The following is a 20,500-nucleotide window of genomic DNA, read 5'->3' on the forward strand; positions in this document are numbered from 1 at the left end:
AGACGGTCAGGTGAGGTTGGACAGGTCGGTGACCGGGGTCGACGGGTTCATGTCGGCCGCGTTCGCCAGTTGCGGCACGAGCACATCGAGCGCGTAGAGCAGGGCGTCCGGGCCGCTGTACGACAGCGCGCCCCCGAGCGGAGTGGAGAAGTCCGTATAAATGGTTCGATCGGTCTTGACCACCTTCAGGCGGGAGAAGACCGGGGAGGAGGCCATCTTCGCCTTGGTCGAGCCGTTGACGAACAGCACGTCCCGGTCGAGCAGGTCCAGCCGCTCCTCGCTGATGTCGGCGCTCTGGCTCTGGGCGGCGAAGCCGAGCGCGTCGAACAGCGCGCGGCGCGGGTCGCGGCCGGGGATCAGGTAGTGCTGTCCGTTCTCGGGGCCGTAGTCCACCACGAGGACCTTCCCGGCGAACTCGGGATGCGCCTGCTTCGCCTCGGCGATCTTGCCGTTGACCTTGTCGACGAGCGCCTGCGCCTGCGCCGACCGGCCCAGCGCCTTGCCCGTGGTGAGCGTCTGGACGTCCCACGGGGTCTGCTCGTCCGGGTACTTGCTGGACTGGACGACCGTGGGGGCGATCTGCGAGAGCTTGTCGTACGTCTGCTTGTTGATCGTCTCGTAGATCGCGATGATCAGGTCCGGCCGCTGCTTGATGATGGCCTCGAAGTTGATCTCCGCCGAGAACGTGGGCAGCGGCTTGCCACCCAGCGCCGTCTTGACCCACGGGTAGGTGAGGTACTCGTCGAACCACTGCCGCGTGCTCACCGGCACCACACCCAGGCTGAGGGCGAAGTCCTGGTCGTTCCACCCGACGGTGACCACCCGGGTGGGCCTCGACTTGATCGTGGTGGACCCGAACTTGTGGTCGATGGCGACGGGGAAGGCCGGATCGGCCGCCGCCGTGGCCTTCGGGGCCTGCGCGGGGCTCGAACACGAGACCAGCGAACTCACCAGGAGGGCGCAGGCCGCGGCGATCGCCGCGAAGCGCGAGAGACGGACGGTGCCGGGAGGAGTCATCTGAGTTCCTTGTCTCTGTGTCCTCCGGCGTCTCGGTGACCGCTGGCCGGGGGGTTGCACAGGCGGGAGTCGATGGATGAACTTAGGATAGCATTACCTAACTTTTACTACCTCTCGGAGGGCATGGACATGCAGCGCACCCTGCTCGGCGGAAAGATCCACAGGGCCACCGTGACCCAGGCCGACCTGCACTACGTCGGCTCGATCACGATCGACAAGGTCCTCTTGGACGCGGCCGATCTCGTCGAGGGCGAGCAGGTCCACGTCGTCGACATCACCAACGGTGCCCGGCTGACGACCTACGTCATCGAAGGGCCGGCGGGTTCGGGCGTGATCGGCATCAACGGCGCGGCCGCCCACCTCGTGTCCCCGGATGACCTGGTCATCATCATGTCCTACCGGCAGGTGGACGAGAGCGAGATCAAGTCGTACGTCCCGTCCGTCGTCCACGTCGACGGGCGCAACCGGATCGTGGACCTCGGATCCGACCCGTCCGCCCCGGTGCCGGGCTCCACCGCTCAGAAGTCCGGCTCGGTGGTCGGCTGACCTGGCGAGTCACCGGTCAGGCGGGCAGCCGCCGGCCGGTGACCGCCGAGAAGAGCCGCTCCTTGCCCTGCAGGATGCGCAGCCGGACCCGTTCGCCCTTGGCCGGTGGCTGATTGGGGTTGACACGGGCGATGACGGTCTGTTCCAGGCGTGCCGGATCGGTCGTGTCGGCGTACTGGCCGTAGAGGAAGGCGTCCGAGCCGAGTTCCTCCACGACGGTGACGGAGACCGGGAAGCTCCCCGCCGTGCCCTCGCTCACCACCTCGACGCTCTCGGGCCGGAAGCCCAGGACGACGCGGTCGGCGCCCTCGTCCTTGAGCGCGTTGAGCGTCTCGCGGCTCAGCGGCACCCGTGTGTCGTTGAGGACCGCTTCGCCGCCTTCGACCGGGTACTCCGAGAGGTTCATCGACGGGGAGCCGATGAAGCCGGCCACGAAGACGTTGGCCGGGTGCTGGTAGAGCCGGAGCGGCGTGTCGACCTGCTGGAGCACCCCGTCCTTGAGGACGGCGACCCGGTCGCCCATGGTCATGGCCTCGACCTGGTCGTGGGTCACGTAGACCGTCGTCACGCCGAGCCTGCGCTGCAGCGCGGCGATCTGCGTGCGGGTCTGTACGCGTAGTTTGGCGTCCAGGTTGGACAAGGGCTCGTCCATGAGGAACACCTTCGGTTCGCGGACGATCGCCCGGCCCATGGCCACCCGTTGCCGCTGCCCGCCGGAGAGCGCCTTGGGTTTGCGGTCGAGGAACTCGTCCAGGTCCAGCAGGTGGGCGGCCTCACGGACCCGGCGGTCGATCTCGTCCTTGGGCGCCTTCATCACCCGAAGGGCGAAGCCCATGTTGTCGGCCACCGACATGTGCGGGTACAGGGCGTAGTTCTGGAACACCATCGCGATGTCCCGATCACGCGGCGCCAGGTGGGTGACGTCGCGATCGCCGATGGCGATGCGCCCGCCGTCCACCCTTTCCAGCCCGGCGAGCATGCGCAGGGAGGTGGACTTCCCGCAGCCTGACGGGCCGACGAGGACCAGGAACTCACCGTCATGGATGTCGAGGTCGAGCGCGTCGACCGCGGGCCGGTCGGATCCGGGATAGACGCGGGTCGCCTCTTCGTACAGGACTCTGGACATGATCTCTCCTTAGGACGTGCCCTCACTCCTGCGGCCGGACGACGGCCTTGACCAGCTTGGGGTCACGGGCGCCGGCGGTGAGTGCCTGTTCGACGTCGGCCAGGCCGTAGTGGCCGGTCACCAGCGCGTCCAACTGGACGCGGCCCGCGGCGGCCAAGGCGATGGCCGCCGGCCAGGTGCCGGCATAGCGGAACGTGCCCGTCACCTCGAGTTCGCGAGTCTGTACGTGGGACAGCGGCAGCGGGATCTCGTCCCCGCCCATGCCGATGAGGACGACGCGCCCGGCCCGGCCCACCGCGCGGACGGCCTCCCCGATCGCGGCCGGATGACCAGAGCATTCGAGTAGCACATCGGGCTCGAACCCGGCGTCGGACAGGGGCGTCTCGCGTACGTCGAGGGTCTCGCTCGCGCCCAGGTCACGGGCGACCCCGAGCCGCACGGGGTTCACGTCGGTGATCAGCACGTCGGTGGCGCCGAAGGCCAGCGCGGTCTGCATGCACAGCAGCCCGACCGGGCCGGCGCCGGTGACCAGCACGCGGGTGCCCGGCTCGACCCGGGCCTTCCGGCAGGCCCACACGCCCACCGACAGCGGCTCGATCAGGGCGGCGGCGTCGTCGGACAGCGTGTCGGGGACGGGGTAGGCGAACTCCTCGTGGGTGACGACGTACTCGCAGAAGGCGCCGTCGATCGGCGGGGTGCCGAAGAAGCGCATGCGCGGGCAGAGGTTGTAGCGGCCGGCCCGGCACTGCCGGCAGGTGAAGTCGGGCACCCCGGGCTCCACGGAGACGCGCTGGCCCACACGATGACGGCTGACTCCGGGCCCGGTGACGACCACGGTGCCGGACGGCTCGTGGCCCAGCACCAGCGGCGAGTCCACCACGAAGTCGCCGATGCGGCCGTGTTCGTAGTAGTGCACGTCCGAGCCGCACGTCCCGACCGAGGCGACCCGCACCAGCACCTCCCGGGGGCCGGGCTCGGGCCGTGGCCGCTCCTCCAGCTGGATCTTGCCGACACCGTGCAGTACGGCCGCGCGCATGGCTCACCTACTCCCCGGTGATGGCGCCGAGGGTGAGTCCGGTGACCAGCCAGCGGCGCACGGCGAGTCCGGCGAGCATCATCGGCACGACCACGATCGTGCCGATCGCGGTGAGCTGGCCCCAGTCGATGCCCGTCTGGGTGACGAGCTGGGAGGCGGCGATGGGCAGCGTCTGGGAGTTCGGGCCGGAGAAGACCACGGCGAACGCGTAGTCGTTCCAGGCGAAGACCAGGCACAGGATGAACGTGGTGACCAGCCCCGACTTGGTCAGCGGCAGGATGACCATGCGGAAGGCCTGCCAGCGGGAGCAGCCGGCGACCAGCGCCGACTCCTCCAGCGACGACGGCACCTCGGCGAAGAACGCGCTCATCAGCCAGATGGCGAAGGGCAGGTTGAAGGTCAGGTAGGCCAGGATCAGCCCCGGAATCGAGTCGATCAGGCCGAGTCCGCGGAAGATGAGGAACAGCGGCACCACGACCGCCGCGATGGGCGCCATACGCGTGGAGATGATCCAGAACGCCAGGTGCTTCTTCCCGCGCATGTGGGTGCGCGCCAGGCCGTACCCGGCCAGCGCGCCCAGGCCGACCGCGAGCAGCGCGGAGATGCCGGCGGCGAGCACGCTGTGCAGGATGTACGGCCCGAGGTTGTTGGCCCCGCGGAACAGGTTGCGGTAATTGTCCAGGGTCGGCGAGAAGAAGACCTGTGGCGTGGCCGAGGTCACGTCCTGGGCGTTCTTGAACGACGACAACAGCATCCATAGCAGGGGGACCAGCGTCCAGAGCAGCGCCACCACGATGAGCAGCGTCACCAGCCACTTCGTACGCCGGCTGCTCTCCTCCAGCGGAGACTGCGCCTCGCCTCGCGAGGCGGCGGTGATCGGTTCCCGCGGCGCGGCCCCACCGGGCACGGCCTGCTGAGGCAGGGACGACGGAGGCGTCATCGAGGTGCTCATCGGGTCAACCCCCTCACATCCAGCAGCCGCACGAACGTACGGGCGATGAAGATCGAGAAGGCCAGCATCGCCAGGCCGATGGCGGCGGCGTAGCCCAGGTCGAAGAAGCGGAACGCGGTCTCGTACAACCGGATGGGTACGATCTTGGTCGCGTCCGCGGGGCCGCCGTTGGTGGTGACCCAGATGATGTCGAAGTAGCGGATGGCGTCCATCGAGCGGATGAGCAGCGCGACGAGCAGCACGTTGGAGATCGCCGGGAAGAGGATGTAGCGCAGCGTCATCCATCCCCGTGCGCCGTCGACGGCGGCGGCCTCCCGGACCGACTGCGGCACGCTGGACAGCCCGGCGAGGGTGATCAGGGCGATCAGCGGGGTCCACTCCCACACGTCCATGAGGACGACGGCGGCGAAGGCGCTGATCGGGGCGCCGAGGATGTCGCCGCTGTAGCCGAACGCGCGCAGCACCCACGCGTAGAGCCCGAAGGTGGAGTCGGTGAGGTAGCGCCCCAGCAGGCCGACGATCGACGGCGCGGCGAACATCGGCAGCAGCAGCAGGGCGAGCAGGATGTTCCGGCCGCGCAGCACCCGGAACAGGCACAGCGCGATGCCGATCCCCAGGGCCATCTCCAGCCCGACGGTGAGCACGAAGAAGATGATCGTCCGCAGCCAGGACATCCACATGTCCGCGTCGGTGAAGAAGCGCGCCCAGTTGCTCAGGCCCACCAGGTCGAGCCGTACGCCGCCCAGCAGCCGGACGCGGGAGAAGCTCATCGCGATCAGGGCGAGGAAGGGCACGATCGACAGCGCGGCCAGCAGCAGCAGACCGGGAGCCATCATCGCGCCTTCGAAGCCGATCCGCGGCTCCTTGCGCGGGCTGCTCTTCGGCTTGGCCGATCCGCGTACCGCCGAGGTCTCTGCCGCGTGCGTCATCTAGGCCACCCACCCTCGCGCCACGATCTGGTCCACCCGCGACTTGATCGAACGCATCGCTTCCGCCGGTGACTCCGCCCCGCTGAGCATCGTGGACAACTGGGTGAAGATCGCGGTATTGCACTCGTTCCACATCGGGATCTTGGGCCGCAGGCCGATCCGCTCGGGCGTCCAGGCCTCCCGTACCGCGGCGGCCGCGAGCATGTTGGGCATCGACGAAGGCCGCTTCTCGGCCGCGCGCACTTCCGGCATCTCGTACACGGAGGTCCGCGTCGGGGTGCCGCCGCCGGCCTTGCTCTTGAGGTTGGCCAACTGGGTCTCGGGGGAGGTGGCCCACACCAGGAACAGCCAGGCGGCGCCGCGCTCGTTGGGCATCGTGTTCGCGCTGATCCCGATCCCCGTGCCGCCGTACATGTTGGCCGTGGCGACCGGGCCTTTGGGCAGCACCGAGTAGCCGACCTTGCCGGGCAGCACCAGCTCGTTGCTGGCCGCGAACTCATGCCAGTTCGGGCACATCGCCAGCCGGCCGGCGCGGAAGGCGGCGCCGACGCCGTCCCAGTCCCACGTCTTCGAGGCGGGGTCGGCGATGGAGAGCAGCCGGTTGTAGAACTCCGCGCCCGCGATGGCGGCTTCGGAGTCGAGCCGGCACGGTCCGGGATCCCGCGACCCCAGACGCCCCACTTCCTTGCCGTGGTCGAAGTAGTTGCCGCCGTAGGACCACAGGACGTTGCTGAAGTCGTTCATGAGGGAGTCGTGCTGCCTGGCCTGGTGGCCGGTGCCGTACTTGACGTCCTCCGTCCCGTTCTTGTTGAACCACTGGGCGATCCGGAAGTACTCCTCCCAGGTCCGGTCACCGCTCGGGGTGGGGTCGAACCCGAGGTCCTGCGTCATGCGGTCGTGGTACTTGGCGAACAGGTCCTGCCGGTACTGCCAGATCATCGTCGGCGCGTCGTACGGCAGGGCGTAGTAGGGCGCGGGTTCGACGAACCGTCCGGCGGCATCCATCTGGACGGGGATGAAGTCCCCGACACCGCCGGGCAGTTTGGGGAGGTTCGGATCCGCCTCCAGCGACCGCAGGTCGACCAGCCCTCGCTGGTACGGCGCGAGCACCTGGTAGGGGTCGGCGTAGATCACCTGGTACTGGGCCCGGCCCGAGGCCAGGTCCAGGGCGACCCGCTGGACCAGGGCGGACAGCTCGAGCGTCACGATCCTGACGTCGATCCCCGTCAGATCGGTGAACGGCTTGGTGTTCGCGGCGATGGCGGCGGTCGGGGCGGTGTTCTCGGAGATGAAGTTCAGGGTGGCGCCCTGGAACTGGCGCCACTGGTCGCTGGTGGCGGCTCGGGTCACATCACCGCGAGATCCACACGAACTCAGGCTTCCGCCGATGGTCACCGCTGCTCCGGCGGCCAAGGCCCCGCGAAGAATGTCGCGCCGGCTCGGCTGATGTGGATAGTTCACTGCCTACTTCACCCCCGGTACTGCTTAAGAAAAGGGCGATGAGACCAGTTTCATCCCTTATCGACATTGCTTTAAATGGTGCATGTGAGATTTTCGCCGGGACTATAGAATATTTTGGCCTTTCATGAGTTAAGTAAAATTGTCAAGTGCGGTGCTCCGCGAGCTCCCGTACCGTGGCGCGGGCGCCCTTGGTGTGCAGCGACTCCAGCGCTTTCAGGTACGGCTCCACGAACCGCTTGTCGTCGACCAGATCGCCGAAGAGCTCCCGATTCGCGATGAACGCCGTGGGCTCCCGGCGCTGCGTGCTCGCGATGGCCGTCAACCGGTCCTTCAGCCGGTCGACGATCGCGATGGGCGCCCCCGATTCGTCCACGCCCTCGGCATAACGCGCCCAGCTCGCCACCACGGCGGCCGAGCGGCGGACCTCCCCGCCCCGGGCCAGTTGCTCGCGTATGACGGGAAGCAGCCACTTCGGGATCCGGTCCGACGACTCGGCGCACAACCGCGCGACCGTGTCGCGTACCTCGGGATTGGAGAAGCGCTCGATCAGGGTCCGCTTGTAGAGGTCCAGATCGACGCCCGGCACCGGGCGCAGCGTGGGGGTGGCCTCGACGTCCATGTAGGCGAGCAGGAACGCCGCGATCGCCGGGTCGGAGGCCGCCTCGTGGACGTAGTGGTATCCGCTGAGGAAGCCGAAGTAGGCGAGCGCCTGGTGCCCGGCGTTGAGCAGGCGCAGCTTCATCAGCTCGTACGGCTCGACATCCGCGACGACCTGCACCCCCACCTCTTCGAACGGCGGCCGTCCGCCGGGGAAGTGCTCCTCCAGCACCCACTGCGTGAACGGTTCGCAGATGACCGGCCACTCATCCCGCACCCCGAACCGCCGGGCCACGGTCTCGCGGTCCTCGTCGGTGGTGGCCGGGGTGATGCGATCGACCATGGAGTTGGGGAAGGCGACCTCGCGCTCCATCCAGGCGGCGAGCTCGGGATCGGCGAGCCGGGCGAAAGCGGTGAAGGTACGGCGGGCGACGTCGCCGTTTCCCTGGATGTTGTCGCACGACATGACCGTGAACGGCGTCACCCCCCGATCGCGCCGGCGCCGCAGCGCCTCGGTGACCAGGCCGAACACCGTGGCCGGGCGCGCTCCGGGCGCCAGATCCGCGCGGATCGCCGGTGTCCGCGCGTCGAACTCACCGGTGACGGGGTGGATGTTGTAGCCCCCTTCGGTGACGGTGAGCGACACGATGCGTACGGCGGGCTCGGCCATCTTCTCGATGACCGCCTCGGGATCGTCGGGGGCGAAGAGATAGTCGACGATCGACCCGATGACCCGGGCCTCGCGCGTCCCGTCAGGGTGCTTCAGCACGAGCGTGTAGAGGCCGTCCTGCGCGGTCAGCACGTCGCGCATCCGCGCGTCGCCGGGCAGGACCCCGACGCCGCAGATCGCCCAGTCGAACGCCTTGCCCTCGTTCATCAGCCGGTCGAGGTACATCGCCTGGTGCGCGCGGTGGAATCCGCCCACCCCGAAGTGGACGATGCCGGCCGTGAGCAGCGACCGGTCATAGGAGGGGACCGCCACCTGCTCGGAAAGGCCGGTCAGTGTCTCCTGCGTCAGCGTCGTCACAGCCATCGGTCCCCCTCACCGGCCCCCCTACGCTCAACATGGCCAACTCCGCCCGCTTCAAACTCCTGACCTGCCGGTATGCCCGTGAGCCCCGGCCGCCGAGTCCGGGGCGGAGCTACGCCGCCCTGGCCCACCCGGACCGGGTGGCCGACCTCCAGCCCGGAGTGGCGCGGCTGATCCCGGAGACCGGCGACGAGGCGCTGAGCTGGGACATAGCCGCCGAGATCATCGGGCGGACCGGCTAGGCACCGGCTCGTCCGGATAGAGGTCCCGCCACAGCCGCCGCAGGAACCGCTGCGTGCTGCCGTCGCTGTACCGCACGACCTCGTACAGCGACGGCGCCTCCTCGGGAAAGACCAGGGCATGGCGCAGCGACGCTCATCGCGGTGACCATCCTGGTCGTCCGGCGAAGGAAGGGCACCTCGTGACGGTCAGTGGAACTGCGGGACGATCAGGTAGATGCCGTAGCCGACCACCGCCGCGCAGGCGGCGAAGCACAGGACGGCCGCGGCCAGCGCGCCACCGCCCGTGGCCTGCCGTTCCTGGGCGAGCTGGCGGGCCGACATCGACAGCACGCCGAGCGAGAAGATGACCACGACGACCACGCTGACGGCCAGGCTGACGACGAAGACCTGGCCGAGAGCGGCCCATTTGATGTCCATGAGATCCTCCTTCGATCAGGCCGCGACCTGCTGCGGTACGGCAGGCACATCGTTGACGTTGCCCGCGTGCACGGGGTCGCGGCGGCTGGCCGCGTACAGGCCGGCTGAAGCGGCCAGCGCGACCAGGGCGGCGATCGTGACGCCGAGCGTGCCGGTGGTGGCCACGGCGGCGGCGACCCCGCCCACCGCGGCCGCCGCGGGCAGCGTGAGCAGCCAGGCGAGTGCCATCCGGCCGGCCAGGCCCCAGCGCACCTGGGCCAGGCGCCGGCCGAGCCCGGTGCCGAGGATGGCACCGGAGACCACCTGTGTGGTGGACAGCGCGAAGCCCAGGTGGGAGGAGGCGAGGATGACGGTGGTCGCGCTCGCCTCGGCGGCGAAGCCCTGCGGCGACTCGATCTCGGTGATGCCCTTGCCCATGGTGCGGATGATCCGCCACCCGCCCAGGTACGTGCCCAGGCCGATGGTCACCCCGGCGGCGGCGATCACCCAGATCGGCGGGCCGGAGCCGGAGGCGAGCGTGCCGGTCGAGATCAGCGTGAGGGTGATGACGCCCATGGTCTTCTGCGCGTCGTTGGTGCCGTGGGCCAGCGACACCAGCGAGGCCGAGACGATCTGGCCGAAGCGGAAGGTCCTGGTCACCGAATCGTGCCGGGCCTTGGCGGTGATCGTGTAGGCCAGGTAGGTGGCGGTCATGGCGACGAACCCGGCGATCAGCGGCGAGGCCAGCGCCGGGATGAGGATCTTCTGCAGCACCGTGTCGAAGTGCACGCCCCGCATCCCGGCCCCGACCCAGACCGCGCCGATCAAGCCGCCGAACAGCGCGTGCGAGGAACTGGACGGCAGCCCGAACAGCCAGGTGAGCAGGTTCCACAGGATCGCGCCGATCAGCCCGGCGAACACCATCGGCGGGGTCACCAGCTTGTCGTCCACGATCCCGCCCGAGATCGTCTTGGCCACCTCCACCGACAGGAAGGCGCCCACGATGTTCAGGACGCCCGAGATCGCCACCGCCACCTTGGGCCGCAGCGCGCCGGTCGCGATGGAGGTGGCCATCGCGTTGGCCGTGTCGTGGAAACCGTTGGTGAAGTCGAATGCCAGTGCCGTGATGATCACCACGACGACCAGGAACGTTACGTGCTCCATGCCGCTGTCCTCATCGTTTCGACGTTCTCAGCACGTTAGGCGCAAACGATGAACCGGCAGTGAACTCCCAGCGGAAACCGGATAAACGACCCCAGGAGATGCTCGCCGTTTTCCTACGGTTAACCTCTCGGCCATTCTGGAGTTTTCACGGTGTGTGCGCTTTGATGGCCACGCTGGTCAGCGCGAGCAGCAGGTCCACGTCGAGCTCGGCGTCGACGTGGACGGCCACCCACGCGCGGTCGGAGCAGCTCTGTACCTGGTCACAGCCGCGCAGGTGCGGCTGCAGCCGGTTGATCGCCGGCGCGGTCAGGCGCAGGCGTACCTCGTCCCCGCCGGTCAGGCGGACGATTTTTGTCCTTCCGACCGTGAAGGCCACGCCTCGCCGCGTGTCGCTCAGGGCCAGAGCCGGCCAGGAACGCAATTCGGCCATCGCCCGGGCCACAAAAGGCCCGTGACGAAGGCTCGACTGTCGCCTGACGGAAATTCCTGCCATACCCCCTAATGCTGCTCCACGGCACACCGCGCCGCCATCCTGTGTTCCTCAACCGTTATCCGCGGGCCGATCGTGCACTTCACCTATCAGTCGTCGGTGTTGGCGGGCCGGCGCCAGGGGCCGGTGATCGCGAAGACGTGCCCGGGGGTCTGGATGTTGGCGAACAGGATCCGGCCGTCGGCGCTGAAGTTGGGGCCGGTGAACTCGCTGTCGTTGTGGTCGTTGCGCGCCATCGGGTACGCCTTGCCCTTGTCGGTGACGCCCACCAGGTGCTGGATGCCCTCTCCGTCCTCCGCGAGGATCACTCCGCCGTACGGCGAGATGGTGATGTTGTCCGGCCCGTCGTAGTTCGTGTCCTGGGTGGGGTCGGGGTTGACGCCGAAGAGGGTCTTCAGCGTGACCGTCTGGTGGCGCGGGTCGTAGAACCACACCTGGCCGTCGTGCTCGTTGACGCTGCCGTCGGTGTGGCGGGCGAAGCTGGCGACGAAGTACGCGCCGCCGTCCGCCCACCAGGCGCCCTCCAGCTTGCGACTGCGCGTGACCTGGTCGTTGGTGAGCTGCACGCGTACCGACTGGGTGCGCGCGTCACGGTCGGGCACCTCCACCCACTGGACCCGGTAGCGGGTGCCGGGGGTGGTGGCCTCCGACAGGTCGGCGACGTGCGTGTCGTCGTGGTAGCAGCTCATCGCCTCCAGCTTGCCCGCGGTGTCGCCGCCGTCGGACAGCGCCAGCTTCCGCAGGGCGCCCCGGCCGCCGCGGAAGCCGCTCGGCGGCGTCCAGCGGTAGTACAGGCCGCTCGGGCCGCCGGCGTCCTCGGTCAGGTAGATTGCCGACGTGCGCGGGTCGACGGCGACGGCCTCGTGCGAGTAGCGGCCGAGGAACTTCAGCGGCACCGGGTCCTGGTTGGCCTTCCGGTCGAACGGGTCGACCTCGAAGACGTACCCGTGGTCCTTCTGGAAGGCGCCACCGGCCCGCTGCTCGGTCTCCTCGCAGGTCAGCCAGGTGCTCCAGGGCGTCTTGCCGCCCGCGCAGTTGTTGTGCGTGCCGGCCAGGCTGACGTACTCGCGGATCCGCTCGCCGTGCGCGTCCACGTCGATGTTCGTGGTGCCGCCGCCCGCGCCCGGGTCGTAGGTGAGACCGGGCAGGGCGGGCACCCGGTACGGCTCGCTGCCGCCGATCTCATGGTTGTTGACCAGCGTGGAGCCCCGGCCATGGGAGAAGCTCGCGGTCCCGTCCGCGTCGCTCGGCGTCGGCTCGCCGCTCTCCAGCAGCGTCACCCCCGCCTCCGCGACGATCCGGTACGAGAACCCGGCGGGCAGGGCCAGCACTCCGGCCGGATCGGCGACCAGCGGGCCGTAGCCGAGCGGGGGCCGCGTGGCCGCGAACGCGGCGGGCCCGGCGATCGCCTCAATGCTGCCGGCGAACGCGATACCGAGGCCACCGGCGGTGCCGCGGCTGATGAAGGAACGGCGGGAAACAGGTGCGGACATGGGACATCTCCTTCAGCGTCGAACGTCTGCAGGAGCCGACCCAACTGCCTCTGGGAAAAGGCCGGCACCCCGCACTCCGCCCCTATGGTGAACGCTGAATGAAGAAACCGGCAGACCTGGTTTGAGATCTTCGTCCGAAGATGAACGACTCGTACGCGCTGCGTTTGGAAACGCGACATGTGACGCTCCTAGCGTGCCGGGCATGAAACGCATCTCCCTGGCGGTGGGCGCCGTCGCGCTGGCCGTGAGCCTCGCCCCCTCGACCGGACCCGCGTCCTACGCCGCCGCGCAGGACGGTACGGGCCGCGCCACGCTGACCGGATTCGCCGCGCTGCCCGCGCAGACCTTCGTGCCCGGCAGCGAGCCCTCCGGCGCCCAGCTCGGCACGACCCCGATCAACGGCGTCACCCCGCCCTTCGCCGGCCAGCCGGTCCAGGGCTTCAGCGGCATCGTCCGGCGCGGCGACGGCAACTTCGACGTGCTGTCCGACAACGGCTACGGAGCCAAGAACAACAGCGCCGACTTCCTGCTGCGCGTGCACCGGATCAAGCCCGACTTCAAGGCCGGCACCGTCCAGGTGCTGGGCGGGTTCAACCTGTCCGACCCGCGTGGCCGGGTGTCCTGGCCGCTGACCAGGGCGGACCGGGTGCTCACCGGTGCCGACTTCGACGTGGAGTCGATCGTCCGGTCGGCGGACGGCACGTACTGGATCGGCGATGAGTTCGGCCCGTTCCTGCTGCACTTCTCCGCCACCGGGACGCTGCTGGAGGCGCCGATCGAGCTGCCCGGCGTCAAGGCGCCGGAGAACCCGACGCTCAACGGCGCGACGCCGAACCTGGCCGGCAGCAAGGGCTTCGAAGGCATGGCCCGCTCCGCCGACGGCCGGTGGCTCTACCCGCTGCTGGAGGGCACGGTCAGCGGAGACCCGGCGGGCACGCTGCGGCTGAACGAGTTCGACGTCCGTAAGCGGGCGTACACCGGTAAGCGCTGGACGTACAAGCTGGACAGCCCCGCCAACGCGATCGGCGATGCCATCGCGGTGGACGAGCACCGCTTCCTGATCATCGAGCGGGACAACAACCAGGGCGACGCCGCCGCGCTCAAGCGCGTCTACCTGGCCGACACCCGCGACCGCGACCACGACGGCGCGCTGGACAAGACCCTCGCCGCCGACCTGCTGGACCTGGCCAACCCCAAGGGGCTGGGCGGCTTCGGCGAGACATTCCGCTTCCCGTTCCAGACCATCGAGGACGTCGTGATCCTCGACGACCGCACGCTCGGCATCCTCAACGACAACAACTTCCCGTTCTCGTCCGGACGGACGCCGGGCAAGCCGGACAACGACGAGTTCATCACCGTCCGCCTGCCCTTCCGCCTGCACGCCCGATGACGAAGAGGGGGGCGGGCCGGGCCCGCCCCCCTCCAGCGTTCGAGGCGCTCGTCGTGGTGGCTGGCACGTTCCGATAACCTTGCAAAAGGTACTTTTGGCCACAAAGCGGTCAAGGGGGTCGCGAGAGTGTTAGAGCACCATAACGGTTGAAGAACGGCAGGCGTCACATGGGTAACGGGCACTCAGTATGGGTCGCATGGCGGTCCCCTTGAGCGCACGCGGTGGCGGCCAGACGTCCTACGTGGAACGAGCCAAAACCGAGTTCGGCACCTGGTCCGTCCTGGCCATGACACACGCCCCCGACGCCGTCGTCTTCACCGTGGGCGACATCGAGATCCTCCGGCTGATCGGCCGCGACACCGCCCACCTCCACCTGACCCGGCCCGTCCTCGAACGCCTGCACGAGGCGCTCGCCGTCTCCGCGCACGTTCACCTCGCCACGCAAGAACAAGACGGGTGGATCACCCTTCGTCTCGACACGCGCGCCGATTTCGATCTCCTGGTGGCGCTGGTCAGCCTCGCGATCAAGGCCAATACCGACCCCGCTTGACCGCGATGGCGGCCCGGATCAGGCGTTGAGCGCGTTCAGGAGGCCGGGCTTGGCGGCCTTCTTCCACACCGGCGCGAGGTCGCGTAGTGCCGCGTCGGCTGCGTGGCGTTCGTCGGCGAGCAGCAGGCCGAGGGTGAAGGCGTCGGCCACCCGCAGGCCCGGCCGGGTGGCGAGCTGAGTGAGTTCCCGCTGGGCGACCAGCGCGTCCTGGCGGCGGCCGAGGGTCTCCTGCAGCCGTTCGGCCTGTTTGGCGAGCTTCTTGGCGGGCTTGCCGAGCACCGGGGCGGCGGCTTCGGCGGTGTAGCGGGCGCGCTTGGCCGCCTTGCGGGTGGAATGCAGGGCCCTGTCCCGCTCGGCGCCCTCGGGCAGTCTTTGGGCTTCGGTGTACCTGGTGAGTACCTTGCGCCAGCTCCTGGCCACCAGGCGGGGCGTCTGGCGGCTCGCCTTGCGCCCGGCCCGGTCCTGGAAGGGCGGGTCGGCGATGAAGTCGTCGACGGCGGCCAGCAGCGTGAAGTAACGCGGCGCGCTCAGCGTCCGCTTGAGCGCCTGCCGGGCCTTGCTTTCCCGCGCGGCCAGCAGGCCGGGCCATCGCGCGTTCCCGAGGCCGCCGTTCTCCGGGCCGTCCTGGGGCCGGCCGGTCAGCCGCCGGTCGAACCGGGCGGTGAGCACTTCGAGATCGCGCACCGTGCCCAGCTCACCGGCCAGCCATCTCAGCTCCGCCTCCAGCGGGGCGACCCGGTCGCCGTCCAGCAGCCGGGAGTGGGTACGAAGGACGCTGCGCATGCGCCGTACCGCCACGCGCATCTTGTGCACCGTGTCATCGTCGTGATCGGCCAGCCGGACCAGCGGGTCGTAGCCGAGCAGGTGCTCGCGCTGCCGCCGCAGGTAGGCGACCAGGGCCGCACCGGCGCTCCGCCCCGAACCCCGGTCCGCGGCCGGGGGCAGGTCGTCGCCCAGCACGCGCGCCAGCTTGGACACCGACGGGGACGGCGTCGCCCCGGCCTCACGCAGCCGGCTCTCGACGGCGTCCAGTAGGCCGGTGGACCCGTCGACCAGCTCGACCTCGATCTCGCGCCACGACGCGGGCCGGCGGTCCCGGCCCAGGCGGCGGCCCACCACCTGGTCGTCGGCCACCTCGGCCACGACCTTGCCGCCCTGGCCGCGCAGCCGCCGCACCGTGCGGGTGGTCTCCAAGGTGACGACCGGGACGAGCTCGTGTCCGCGTACGTGGGCCGCGACGAGTTCGGCCAGCCGGACGGGCACGTGGTGGACGTCCGCGCCGAGCGGCGCGTGCACCTCCCGCCGGGCCCCCTTGGCCATCGGCAGCTTGAGATGCCAGCCGGCGTCCTCGCCGCCCTGGCGACGGCGCAGGGTGATGCCGTGGCTGGCGAGGGTCAGAGCCGCGGTGTCGACATACTCCGCCACGAGCCGCCACGTCTCCGGCTCGTCCGCCGTGACCTCGCCGTCCGGACCGGTGAAGTCCTCGATCGCGATCTCGACGTCACCGTCGACGTCGTACTTGCGTTCGATCTCCACATGGCTCGTCATCACCGTGCTCCTCGACTACAGATAAGCCCGCGAGCACCCACCTACCCCATCGAAGGGCGCCAATCAGGTGCCTGGTGACCTTCGGCGATTGATCATGTAGCGTCACGGGAAACGCGCGACGCTACCGGAGGTGCGGTAGATGGTTGAGGAGCGACGACCCGACGCGACAGGCGAGCACGACAGAAGGCAACTGGTCCGGGCGGTGATCGCCTCCGCTGTAGGGACCTCGATCGAGTGGTACGACTTCTTCCTGTACGGCTTCGCCGCCAGCACCATCTTCGCGAAGCTGTACTTCCCGACGAGCGAACCGACGACGGGACTCGTGCTCGCCCTCGGCACCTACTTCGGCGGCTTCGCCGCCCGCCCGATCGGTGCGGCGATCTTCGGCCACTACGGCGACCGCATCGGCCGCAAGGCCACCCTGATCGTCACCCTGCTGACCATGGGCATCTCCACCGCGCTCGTGGGCCTGGTGCCCACCTACGCCCAGATCGGGATCTGGGGCGGCATCCTGCTGACCGTCCTGCGCCTGCTCCAGGGCATCAGCGTCGGCGGCGAATGGGGCGGGTCAGTCCTGCTCGCCACCGAGTGGGGCAGGTCGCGCGGCGGCCGGCGCGGCTTCCTCGGTAGCTGGCCGCAGTTCGGCGTGCCCGTCGGCCTCGTGCTCGGCTACACGGCCCTGCAGGTGTTCCAGCCGCTCGACCCCTACTGGGGCTGGCGCATTCCGTTCCTGCTCAGCATCGTGATGGCCGCCGTCGGCCTCTACATCAGGCTCGGCATCCTGGAGACGCCCGTCTTCACCAAGCTCCTGGCGGAGAACAAGGTCGAGCGCGTCCCCGTACGCGAGGTCATCGTCAGGAACTGGCGGGAGATCGTGCTGAGCGCGTTGCTCCGCACCGGGCAGCAGGCGCCGTTCTACATCTTCACCGTCTTCATCCTGACCTACGCCACCAAGACGCTGGGCTTCGCGGCGAGCGACGTCTACCTGTACGTCATCGTGGCGGGGATCGTCTCGCTGTTCACCGTGCCGTTCTGGGGGTACATCTCCGACCTCGTGGGCCGCAGACGGCTGTACGTCGTGGGCGCAGCGGCCATGGTGATCTGGTCCTTCATCTACTGGCCCCTGCTGGACACCCGCGTCCCCACGCTGGTCTTCCTGGCCATCGTGCTGGCCGCGCCCATCCACGACATCCAGTACGGCCCCCAGGCCACCTTCATCGCCGAGAGCTTCACCGGCCGGCTGCGCTACAGCGGCGCCTCGCTCGGCTACCAGCTGGCCTCGGTGACGGCGGGCGGGCCCGCGCCGCTGATCGCCGTCTGGCTCTACACCACCTACAAGAGCTCGTTCGCCATCGCCGTCTACATGGCGATCTGCGCGCTGATCAGCCTCGTCGCCGCGCTCGCGCTGAAAGATCGTTCACAGCACGACTACGCGGTCGAGTACGACGAGGTGGCCTAGCCGAGGGCGTGGTCGAGGTTGAAGGCGGCGCTGATGAGCGCGAGGTGGGTGATGGCCTGCGGGAAGTTGCCGAGCTGCTCGCCGGTGTGGCCGATCTCTTCCGCGTACAGCCCCAGGTGGTTGGCGTAGGTGAGCATCTTCTCGAAGGCCAGGCGGGCCTCGTCGAGGCGTCCGGCGCGGGCCAGGGCTTCGACGTACCAGAACGAGCAGATCGAGAACGTGCCTTCCTGCCCTTCGAGCCCGTCCGGGCTGGCTTCGGGATCGTAGCGATAGACCAGCGAGTCGGAGACCAGCTCGCGGCCGAGCGCGTCGAGGGTGGACAGCCACTTGGGGTCGGTGGGCGAGACGAACTTGGCCAGCGGCATCATCAGGATCGACGCGTCCAGGACGTCGTCGTCGAAGTGCTGGACGAACGCCTGCAGCGTGGGCGACCAGCCGCGTTTCATGATGTCGTAGTAGATCGCGTCGCGGGCCTGCCGCCAGCGCCGGATGTCGGCGGGCAGCCCCCGGTAGGAGGCCATGCGCATGGCGCGTTCGATGGCCACCCAGCACATCAGCCGGGAGTAGACGAAGTTCTTGCGCCCGCCGCGCGTCTCCCAGATCCCTTCGTCGGGTTGGTCCCAGTTCTCGCAGACCCAGTTCACCAGCGTGCAGACCTGCTCCCAGCGGTCGCTGGAGATCGGGTTGCCCCACTTGTTGTAGAGGTAGATGGAGTCGAGGAGTGCTCCGTAGATGTCCAGTTGGAGCTGGCTGACGGCGGCGTTCCCCACGCGTACCGGGGCCGAGGCCCGGTAGCCCTCCAGGTGGGTCAGCTCGCTTTCGGGCAGGTCGCTGCGCCCGTCGATGCCGTACATGATCTGCAGCGGGCCGGCATGGCGGTCGCCGCTGGAGCGGACGTGCGTGGACAGGAAGCCCATGAAGGCCTCGGCCTCCTCGGTGAAGCCGAGCCTGAGCAGGGCGTACACGCAGAACGCCGCGTCGCGGACCCACACGTAGCGGTAGTCCCAGTTACGGCTGCCCTTCAGCCGCTCGGGCAGGCTGGTCGTGGCCGCGGCGACGATCCCGCCGGTCGGCGCGTAGGTGAGCAACTTCAGCGTGAGCGCCGAACGGTGGACGACCTCCCGCCACCGGCCCCGGTAGCGGGAGGCGGACAGCCAGTTCCGCCAGAACCGCACCGTGGTGGCGAACTGCTCCTCCGCCTCCTCGATCGGGCAGCCTCGTGACGTGATCCCCTCGCCGACCCGGTCGAGGGCGAACACCGCGTGCTCGCCCTCCTGGAGTTCGAACTGTGCCCAGGCGTCCCGTCCATCGGTGTCGACGGGCACGCTGGCGGACAGTTCGAGGGAGAGGCACTCCGACGCGAAGATCGTCGAAGCGCCCTGCTGGTGGACCGTGTGGGATTGCCGGGCGTAGTCGAACCGGGGGGCCACCCGGGCGCGGAACGGGAGAGTGCCGCGGACGCAGGCGACCCGGCGGATCAGCCGGTGCCGATCGGCCTCGCTCGAGTCGCCCTCGATCGGCATGAAGTCCTGAATCTCACCCACCCCGTCGACGGCGAAAAAGCGGGTGATCAGGACATTGGTGTCCGGGAAGTAGAACTGCTTGGTCTTCGCCGGGGTGTCGGCGTACAGCTCGAACGAGCCGCCCTTGTCGGCGTCCAGGATCGAGGCGAACACGCTCGGGGCGTCGAAGCTCGGACAGCAGTACCAGTCGATCGTGCCGTTGGTGCCCACGAGCGCGACAGTGCGCAGGTCACCGATCAACCCGTGCTCTCCGATCGGCAGATACCGGGAGTCCTCGGGGTAGTCGGCTGGTCCAGCGGTCATATCCGTTTTGTGCCACTATGCAGTGAAATTATGCAGTTTCCTGATCACTTCAAGGGTGGCCGCCAGCTCGGCTTCAGGGATGAAGTGCCCGAAGGTGTCGTTGGCGAAGAACGAGACGCCGGCCACGGACGCGGCCTGCTCGGCCAGGACCTCCCGCTGGTAGAGATAGGTGCGCCGGTCGTCGAGGTAGGTGCGGTACCAGTACCAGGGGTCGACGAAGTCCAGGCCGAGCAGGGGGCGCGGGCCGCCCAGCGCGGCCTTGCTCAGCAGGTTGGGCACGATCTCGGTCCGCTCGACCAGTACGGCGAACGTGCTGACCAGGATCGCGTCGAGGGTCAGGTAGGCGGTGTCGGTCATGCCCCACGCCGCCCGCTCCACCTCGGCCCGCCAGTAGGTGTCCATCCAGTAGACGAGGCGCTCGCCCATGGCCGCGCGCAGCCGCAGGAAGAACCGCTCGATCCCGGCCGACCGCTCGCGGGTGAGCGGCGGCGCGTTGTCCGGGTGCCAGAAGCCGAGCAGGCCGAACTGGTTGCCGAGCATGACCCCGTCCAGCCCGAAGTCGGCGGCGAACGCCGCCGTCTGGGCGGCGACGAAGTCCCCGGCGGGCAGCCCGGACGGGATGCCGCCGGGGAAGGCGGCATACCCGCGCGAGTCGGCCGAGAGCGGGGCCGTCACGTCGATCACGCCCGGGACCAGGTGGCCGCCGGCGTCCGCGGTGCCGCCGGCCGCCTCCGGATGGCGTGCGGTCTTCCACTCGCTACGGCAGAACTCCGGGCCCGGCTCCAGGTACTCCAGCAGGTTCACCCGCAGCCCGCGCCGCTCCGCCTCCGCCCGGATGGCCGCGTAGATCCCGGCCAGCGTCCGGTAGTCCATGGGCTGCTCGGACACGACGAACATCGGCCCCGCCGAGTACGGGTTGGCCGAGCGTTCGCCGCCGTCGCGGACCCGGGCCAGCCAGTCACGGTTGTGCGTCCTGGTCATCGTGGTCGGCCCGCCGGGGCCGAGCGCGAAGCAGTTGTACCGGGCCCAGTCGAAGCGGTCGTCCCAAGCCTGGCGGCCGGCGTAGTCGAGCACGTGATCGCCGTTGCCCGCGCAGAACACGACCGTGACCGGCCGGTCCACCAGCCAGTCGGCGTGGTGGTCGAAAAATGCCGCTATTCCGGGTGCTGGGGCGCTTAGATCGTCGAAGATCTTGGGTGTGATCCACAGACATGCTTCTTGCGGGTCGTACGTCATGGTTTCCTTCGT

19 protein-coding genes are annotated in these 20,500 nt (G+C 69.1%); 5 read left to right on the forward strand and 14 right to left on the reverse strand.

Translation table 11 applies throughout. The annotated features are described in order from the left end of the window. Window positions 1–6: 6 nt before the first annotated feature. On the reverse strand, window positions 7–1,017 hold the full coding sequence (locus KLK06_RS36885; protein ID WP_214640268.1) for an ABC transporter substrate-binding protein: 1,011 nt from the start codon (window positions 1,015–1,017) through the stop codon (window positions 7–9). 129 nt (window positions 1,018–1,146) lie between these two features. On the opposite strand from KLK06_RS36885, the gene panD reads away from it, so the two are divergent. After that, complete coding sequence (gene panD, locus KLK06_RS36890) at window positions 1,147–1,563, forward strand: aspartate 1-decarboxylase (RefSeq protein ID WP_214640419.1); 417 nt, start codon at window positions 1,147–1,149, stop codon at window positions 1,561–1,563. 16 nt (window positions 1,564–1,579) lie between these two features. Here panD and KLK06_RS36895 read toward each other — a convergent pair whose 3' ends face one another. The 6 genes from KLK06_RS36895 to KLK06_RS36920 form a co-directional block, all read right to left on the reverse strand. Next, window positions 1,580–2,689: an ABC transporter ATP-binding protein gene (locus tag KLK06_RS36895; protein WP_214640269.1), complete on the reverse strand. Its 1,110-nt coding sequence runs from the start codon at window positions 2,687–2,689 to the stop codon at window positions 1,580–1,582. Window positions 2,690–2,711: 22 nt separating this feature from the next. Further along, window positions 2,712–3,725, reverse strand: a complete 1,014-nt coding sequence (locus KLK06_RS36900; protein WP_214640270.1) for an NAD(P)-dependent alcohol dehydrogenase — start codon at window positions 3,723–3,725, stop codon at window positions 2,712–2,714. A 7-nt stretch (window positions 3,726–3,732) separates the two neighbouring features. Next, entirely contained in the window at window positions 3,733–4,677 is a 945-nt protein-coding gene (locus KLK06_RS36905; protein WP_214640271.1) for a carbohydrate ABC transporter permease, read from the reverse strand. Then, entirely contained in the window at window positions 4,674–5,606 is a 933-nt protein-coding gene (locus tag KLK06_RS36910) for a carbohydrate ABC transporter permease (RefSeq protein WP_214640272.1), read from the reverse strand. Before KLK06_RS36910 ends, KLK06_RS36905 begins: the two co-directional genes overlap by 4 nt. Further along, the gene (locus KLK06_RS36915; protein ID WP_374197174.1) at window positions 5,607–6,956 is read right to left on the reverse strand and encodes an extracellular solute-binding protein; all 1,350 of its coding nucleotides are present in this window, start codon (window positions 6,954–6,956) and stop codon (window positions 5,607–5,609) included. Window positions 6,957–7,209: 253 nt separating this feature from the next. After that, the gene (locus KLK06_RS36920; protein ID WP_214640274.1) at window positions 7,210–8,697 is read right to left on the reverse strand and encodes a mannitol dehydrogenase family protein; all 1,488 of its coding nucleotides are present in this window, start codon (window positions 8,695–8,697) and stop codon (window positions 7,210–7,212) included. A gap of 32 nt (window positions 8,698–8,729) precedes the next feature. On the opposite strand from KLK06_RS36920, the gene KLK06_RS36925 reads away from it, so the two are divergent. Continuing rightward, window positions 8,730–8,936 (forward strand): hypothetical protein, encoded by a 207-nt coding sequence (locus KLK06_RS36925; RefSeq protein ID WP_214640275.1) that lies wholly within the window; start codon window positions 8,730–8,732, stop codon window positions 8,934–8,936. A gap of 186 nt (window positions 8,937–9,122) precedes the next feature. On the opposite strand, the gene KLK06_RS36930 is transcribed toward KLK06_RS36925, so the two are convergent. The 4 genes from KLK06_RS36930 to KLK06_RS36945 form a co-directional block, all read right to left on the reverse strand. Beyond that, window positions 9,123–9,353, reverse strand: coding sequence for a hypothetical protein (locus KLK06_RS36930; RefSeq protein ID WP_214640276.1), 231 nt, complete (start codon window positions 9,351–9,353; stop codon window positions 9,123–9,125). Window positions 9,354–9,368: 15 nt separating this feature from the next. Next, window positions 9,369–10,496 carry an inorganic phosphate transporter gene (locus KLK06_RS36935; RefSeq protein ID WP_214640277.1) on the reverse strand — a complete coding sequence of 376 codons (1,128 nt, stop codon included), beginning with the start codon at window positions 10,494–10,496 and terminating at the stop codon, window positions 9,369–9,371. Window positions 10,497–10,641: 145 nt separating this feature from the next. Further along, window positions 10,642–10,926, reverse strand: a complete 285-nt coding sequence (locus tag KLK06_RS36940) for a luciferase family protein (RefSeq protein ID WP_214640278.1) — start codon at window positions 10,924–10,926, stop codon at window positions 10,642–10,644. Window positions 10,927–11,075: 149 nt separating this feature from the next. Next, the gene (locus tag KLK06_RS36945; protein WP_214640279.1) at window positions 11,076–12,479 is read right to left on the reverse strand and encodes an alkaline phosphatase PhoX; all 1,404 of its coding nucleotides are present in this window, start codon (window positions 12,477–12,479) and stop codon (window positions 11,076–11,078) included. 202 nt (window positions 12,480–12,681) lie between these two features. On the opposite strand from KLK06_RS36945, the gene KLK06_RS36950 reads away from it, so the two are divergent. Further along, window positions 12,682–13,869: an esterase-like activity of phytase family protein gene (locus KLK06_RS36950; protein ID WP_250906607.1), complete on the forward strand. Its 1,188-nt coding sequence runs from the start codon at window positions 12,682–12,684 to the stop codon at window positions 13,867–13,869. A gap of 196 nt (window positions 13,870–14,065) precedes the next feature. Continuing rightward, window positions 14,066–14,419: a luciferase family protein gene (locus tag KLK06_RS36955; protein ID WP_214640280.1), complete on the forward strand. Its 354-nt coding sequence runs from the start codon at window positions 14,066–14,068 to the stop codon at window positions 14,417–14,419. Window positions 14,420–14,437: 18 nt separating this feature from the next. Here the strand turns inward: KLK06_RS36955 and KLK06_RS36960 are convergent, their stop codons facing one another. Beyond that, window positions 14,438–15,967, reverse strand: a complete 1,530-nt coding sequence (locus KLK06_RS36960; RefSeq protein WP_214640281.1) for a CYTH and CHAD domain-containing protein — start codon at window positions 15,965–15,967, stop codon at window positions 14,438–14,440. Between the two features lie 139 nt (window positions 15,968–16,106). Here KLK06_RS36960 and KLK06_RS36965 point away from each other — a divergent pair, with 139 nt between their 5' ends. Then, window positions 16,107–17,426, forward strand: a complete 1,320-nt coding sequence (locus KLK06_RS36965; protein WP_214640282.1) for an MFS transporter — start codon at window positions 16,107–16,109, stop codon at window positions 17,424–17,426. Here the strand turns inward: KLK06_RS36965 and KLK06_RS36970 are convergent. Both KLK06_RS36970 and KLK06_RS36975 read right to left on the reverse strand, forming a co-directional pair. Further along, a complete protein-coding gene (locus KLK06_RS36970) occupies window positions 17,423–19,252 on the reverse strand; it encodes a glycoside hydrolase family 15 protein (RefSeq protein WP_214640283.1) in 1,830 nt (609 codons plus the stop codon). The two genes, KLK06_RS36965 and KLK06_RS36970, sit on opposite strands and share 4 nt — an antisense overlap. A 15-nt stretch (window positions 19,253–19,267) precedes the next feature. Continuing rightward, the gene (locus KLK06_RS36975; protein WP_214640284.1) at window positions 19,268–20,488 is read right to left on the reverse strand and encodes a hypothetical protein; all 1,221 of its coding nucleotides are present in this window, start codon (window positions 20,486–20,488) and stop codon (window positions 19,268–19,270) included. Between the last annotated feature and the right edge of the window lie 12 nt (window positions 20,489–20,500).

The sequence above is a fragment of the Nonomuraea sp. NEAU-A123 genome, from assembly GCF_018603905.1.
Lineage (GTDB): Bacteria > Actinomycetota > Actinomycetes > Streptosporangiales > Streptosporangiaceae > Nonomuraea.

Coding starts and splice junctions, on each gene's coding strand:
- KLK06_RS36885 (WP_214640268.1), bottom strand. CDS start 1,017: ATGACTCCTCCCGGCACCGTCCGTCTCTCGCGCTTCGCGGCGATCGCC.
- panD (WP_214640419.1), top strand. CDS start 1,147: ATGCAGCGCACCCTGCTCGGCGGAAAGATCCACAGGGCCACCGTGACC.
- KLK06_RS36895 (WP_214640269.1), bottom strand. CDS start 2,689: ATGTCCAGAGTCCTGTACGAAGAGGCGACCCGCGTCTATCCCGGATCC.
- KLK06_RS36900 (WP_214640270.1), bottom strand. CDS start 3,725: ATGCGCGCGGCCGTACTGCACGGTGTCGGCAAGATCCAGCTGGAGGAG.
- KLK06_RS36905 (WP_214640271.1), bottom strand. CDS start 4,677: ATGAGCACCTCGATGACGCCTCCGTCGTCCCTGCCTCAGCAGGCCGTG.
- KLK06_RS36910 (WP_214640272.1), bottom strand. CDS start 5,606: ATGACGCACGCGGCAGAGACCTCGGCGGTACGCGGATCGGCCAAGCCG.
- KLK06_RS36920 (WP_214640274.1), bottom strand. CDS start 8,697: ATGGCTGTGACGACGCTGACGCAGGAGACACTGACCGGCCTTTCCGAG.
- KLK06_RS36925 (WP_214640275.1), top strand. CDS start 8,730: ATGGCCAACTCCGCCCGCTTCAAACTCCTGACCTGCCGGTATGCCCGT.
- KLK06_RS36930 (WP_214640276.1), bottom strand. CDS start 9,353: ATGGACATCAAATGGGCCGCTCTCGGCCAGGTCTTCGTCGTCAGCCTG.
- KLK06_RS36935 (WP_214640277.1), bottom strand. CDS start 10,496: ATGGAGCACGTAACGTTCCTGGTCGTCGTGGTGATCATCACGGCACTG.
- KLK06_RS36940 (WP_214640278.1), bottom strand. CDS start 10,926: ATGGCCGAATTGCGTTCCTGGCCGGCTCTGGCCCTGAGCGACACGCGG.
- KLK06_RS36945 (WP_214640279.1), bottom strand. CDS start 12,479: ATGTCCGCACCTGTTTCCCGCCGTTCCTTCATCAGCCGCGGCACCGCC.
- KLK06_RS36950 (WP_250906607.1), top strand. CDS start 12,682: ATGAAACGCATCTCCCTGGCGGTGGGCGCCGTCGCGCTGGCCGTGAGC.
- KLK06_RS36955 (WP_214640280.1), top strand. CDS start 14,066: ATGGCGGTCCCCTTGAGCGCACGCGGTGGCGGCCAGACGTCCTACGTG.
- KLK06_RS36960 (WP_214640281.1), bottom strand. CDS start 15,967: ATGACGAGCCATGTGGAGATCGAACGCAAGTACGACGTCGACGGTGAC.
- KLK06_RS36965 (WP_214640282.1), top strand. CDS start 16,107: ATGGTTGAGGAGCGACGACCCGACGCGACAGGCGAGCACGACAGAAGG.
- KLK06_RS36970 (WP_214640283.1), bottom strand. CDS start 19,252: ATGACCGCTGGACCAGCCGACTACCCCGAGGACTCCCGGTATCTGCCG.
- KLK06_RS36975 (WP_214640284.1), bottom strand. CDS start 20,488: ATGACGTACGACCCGCAAGAAGCATGTCTGTGGATCACACCCAAGATC.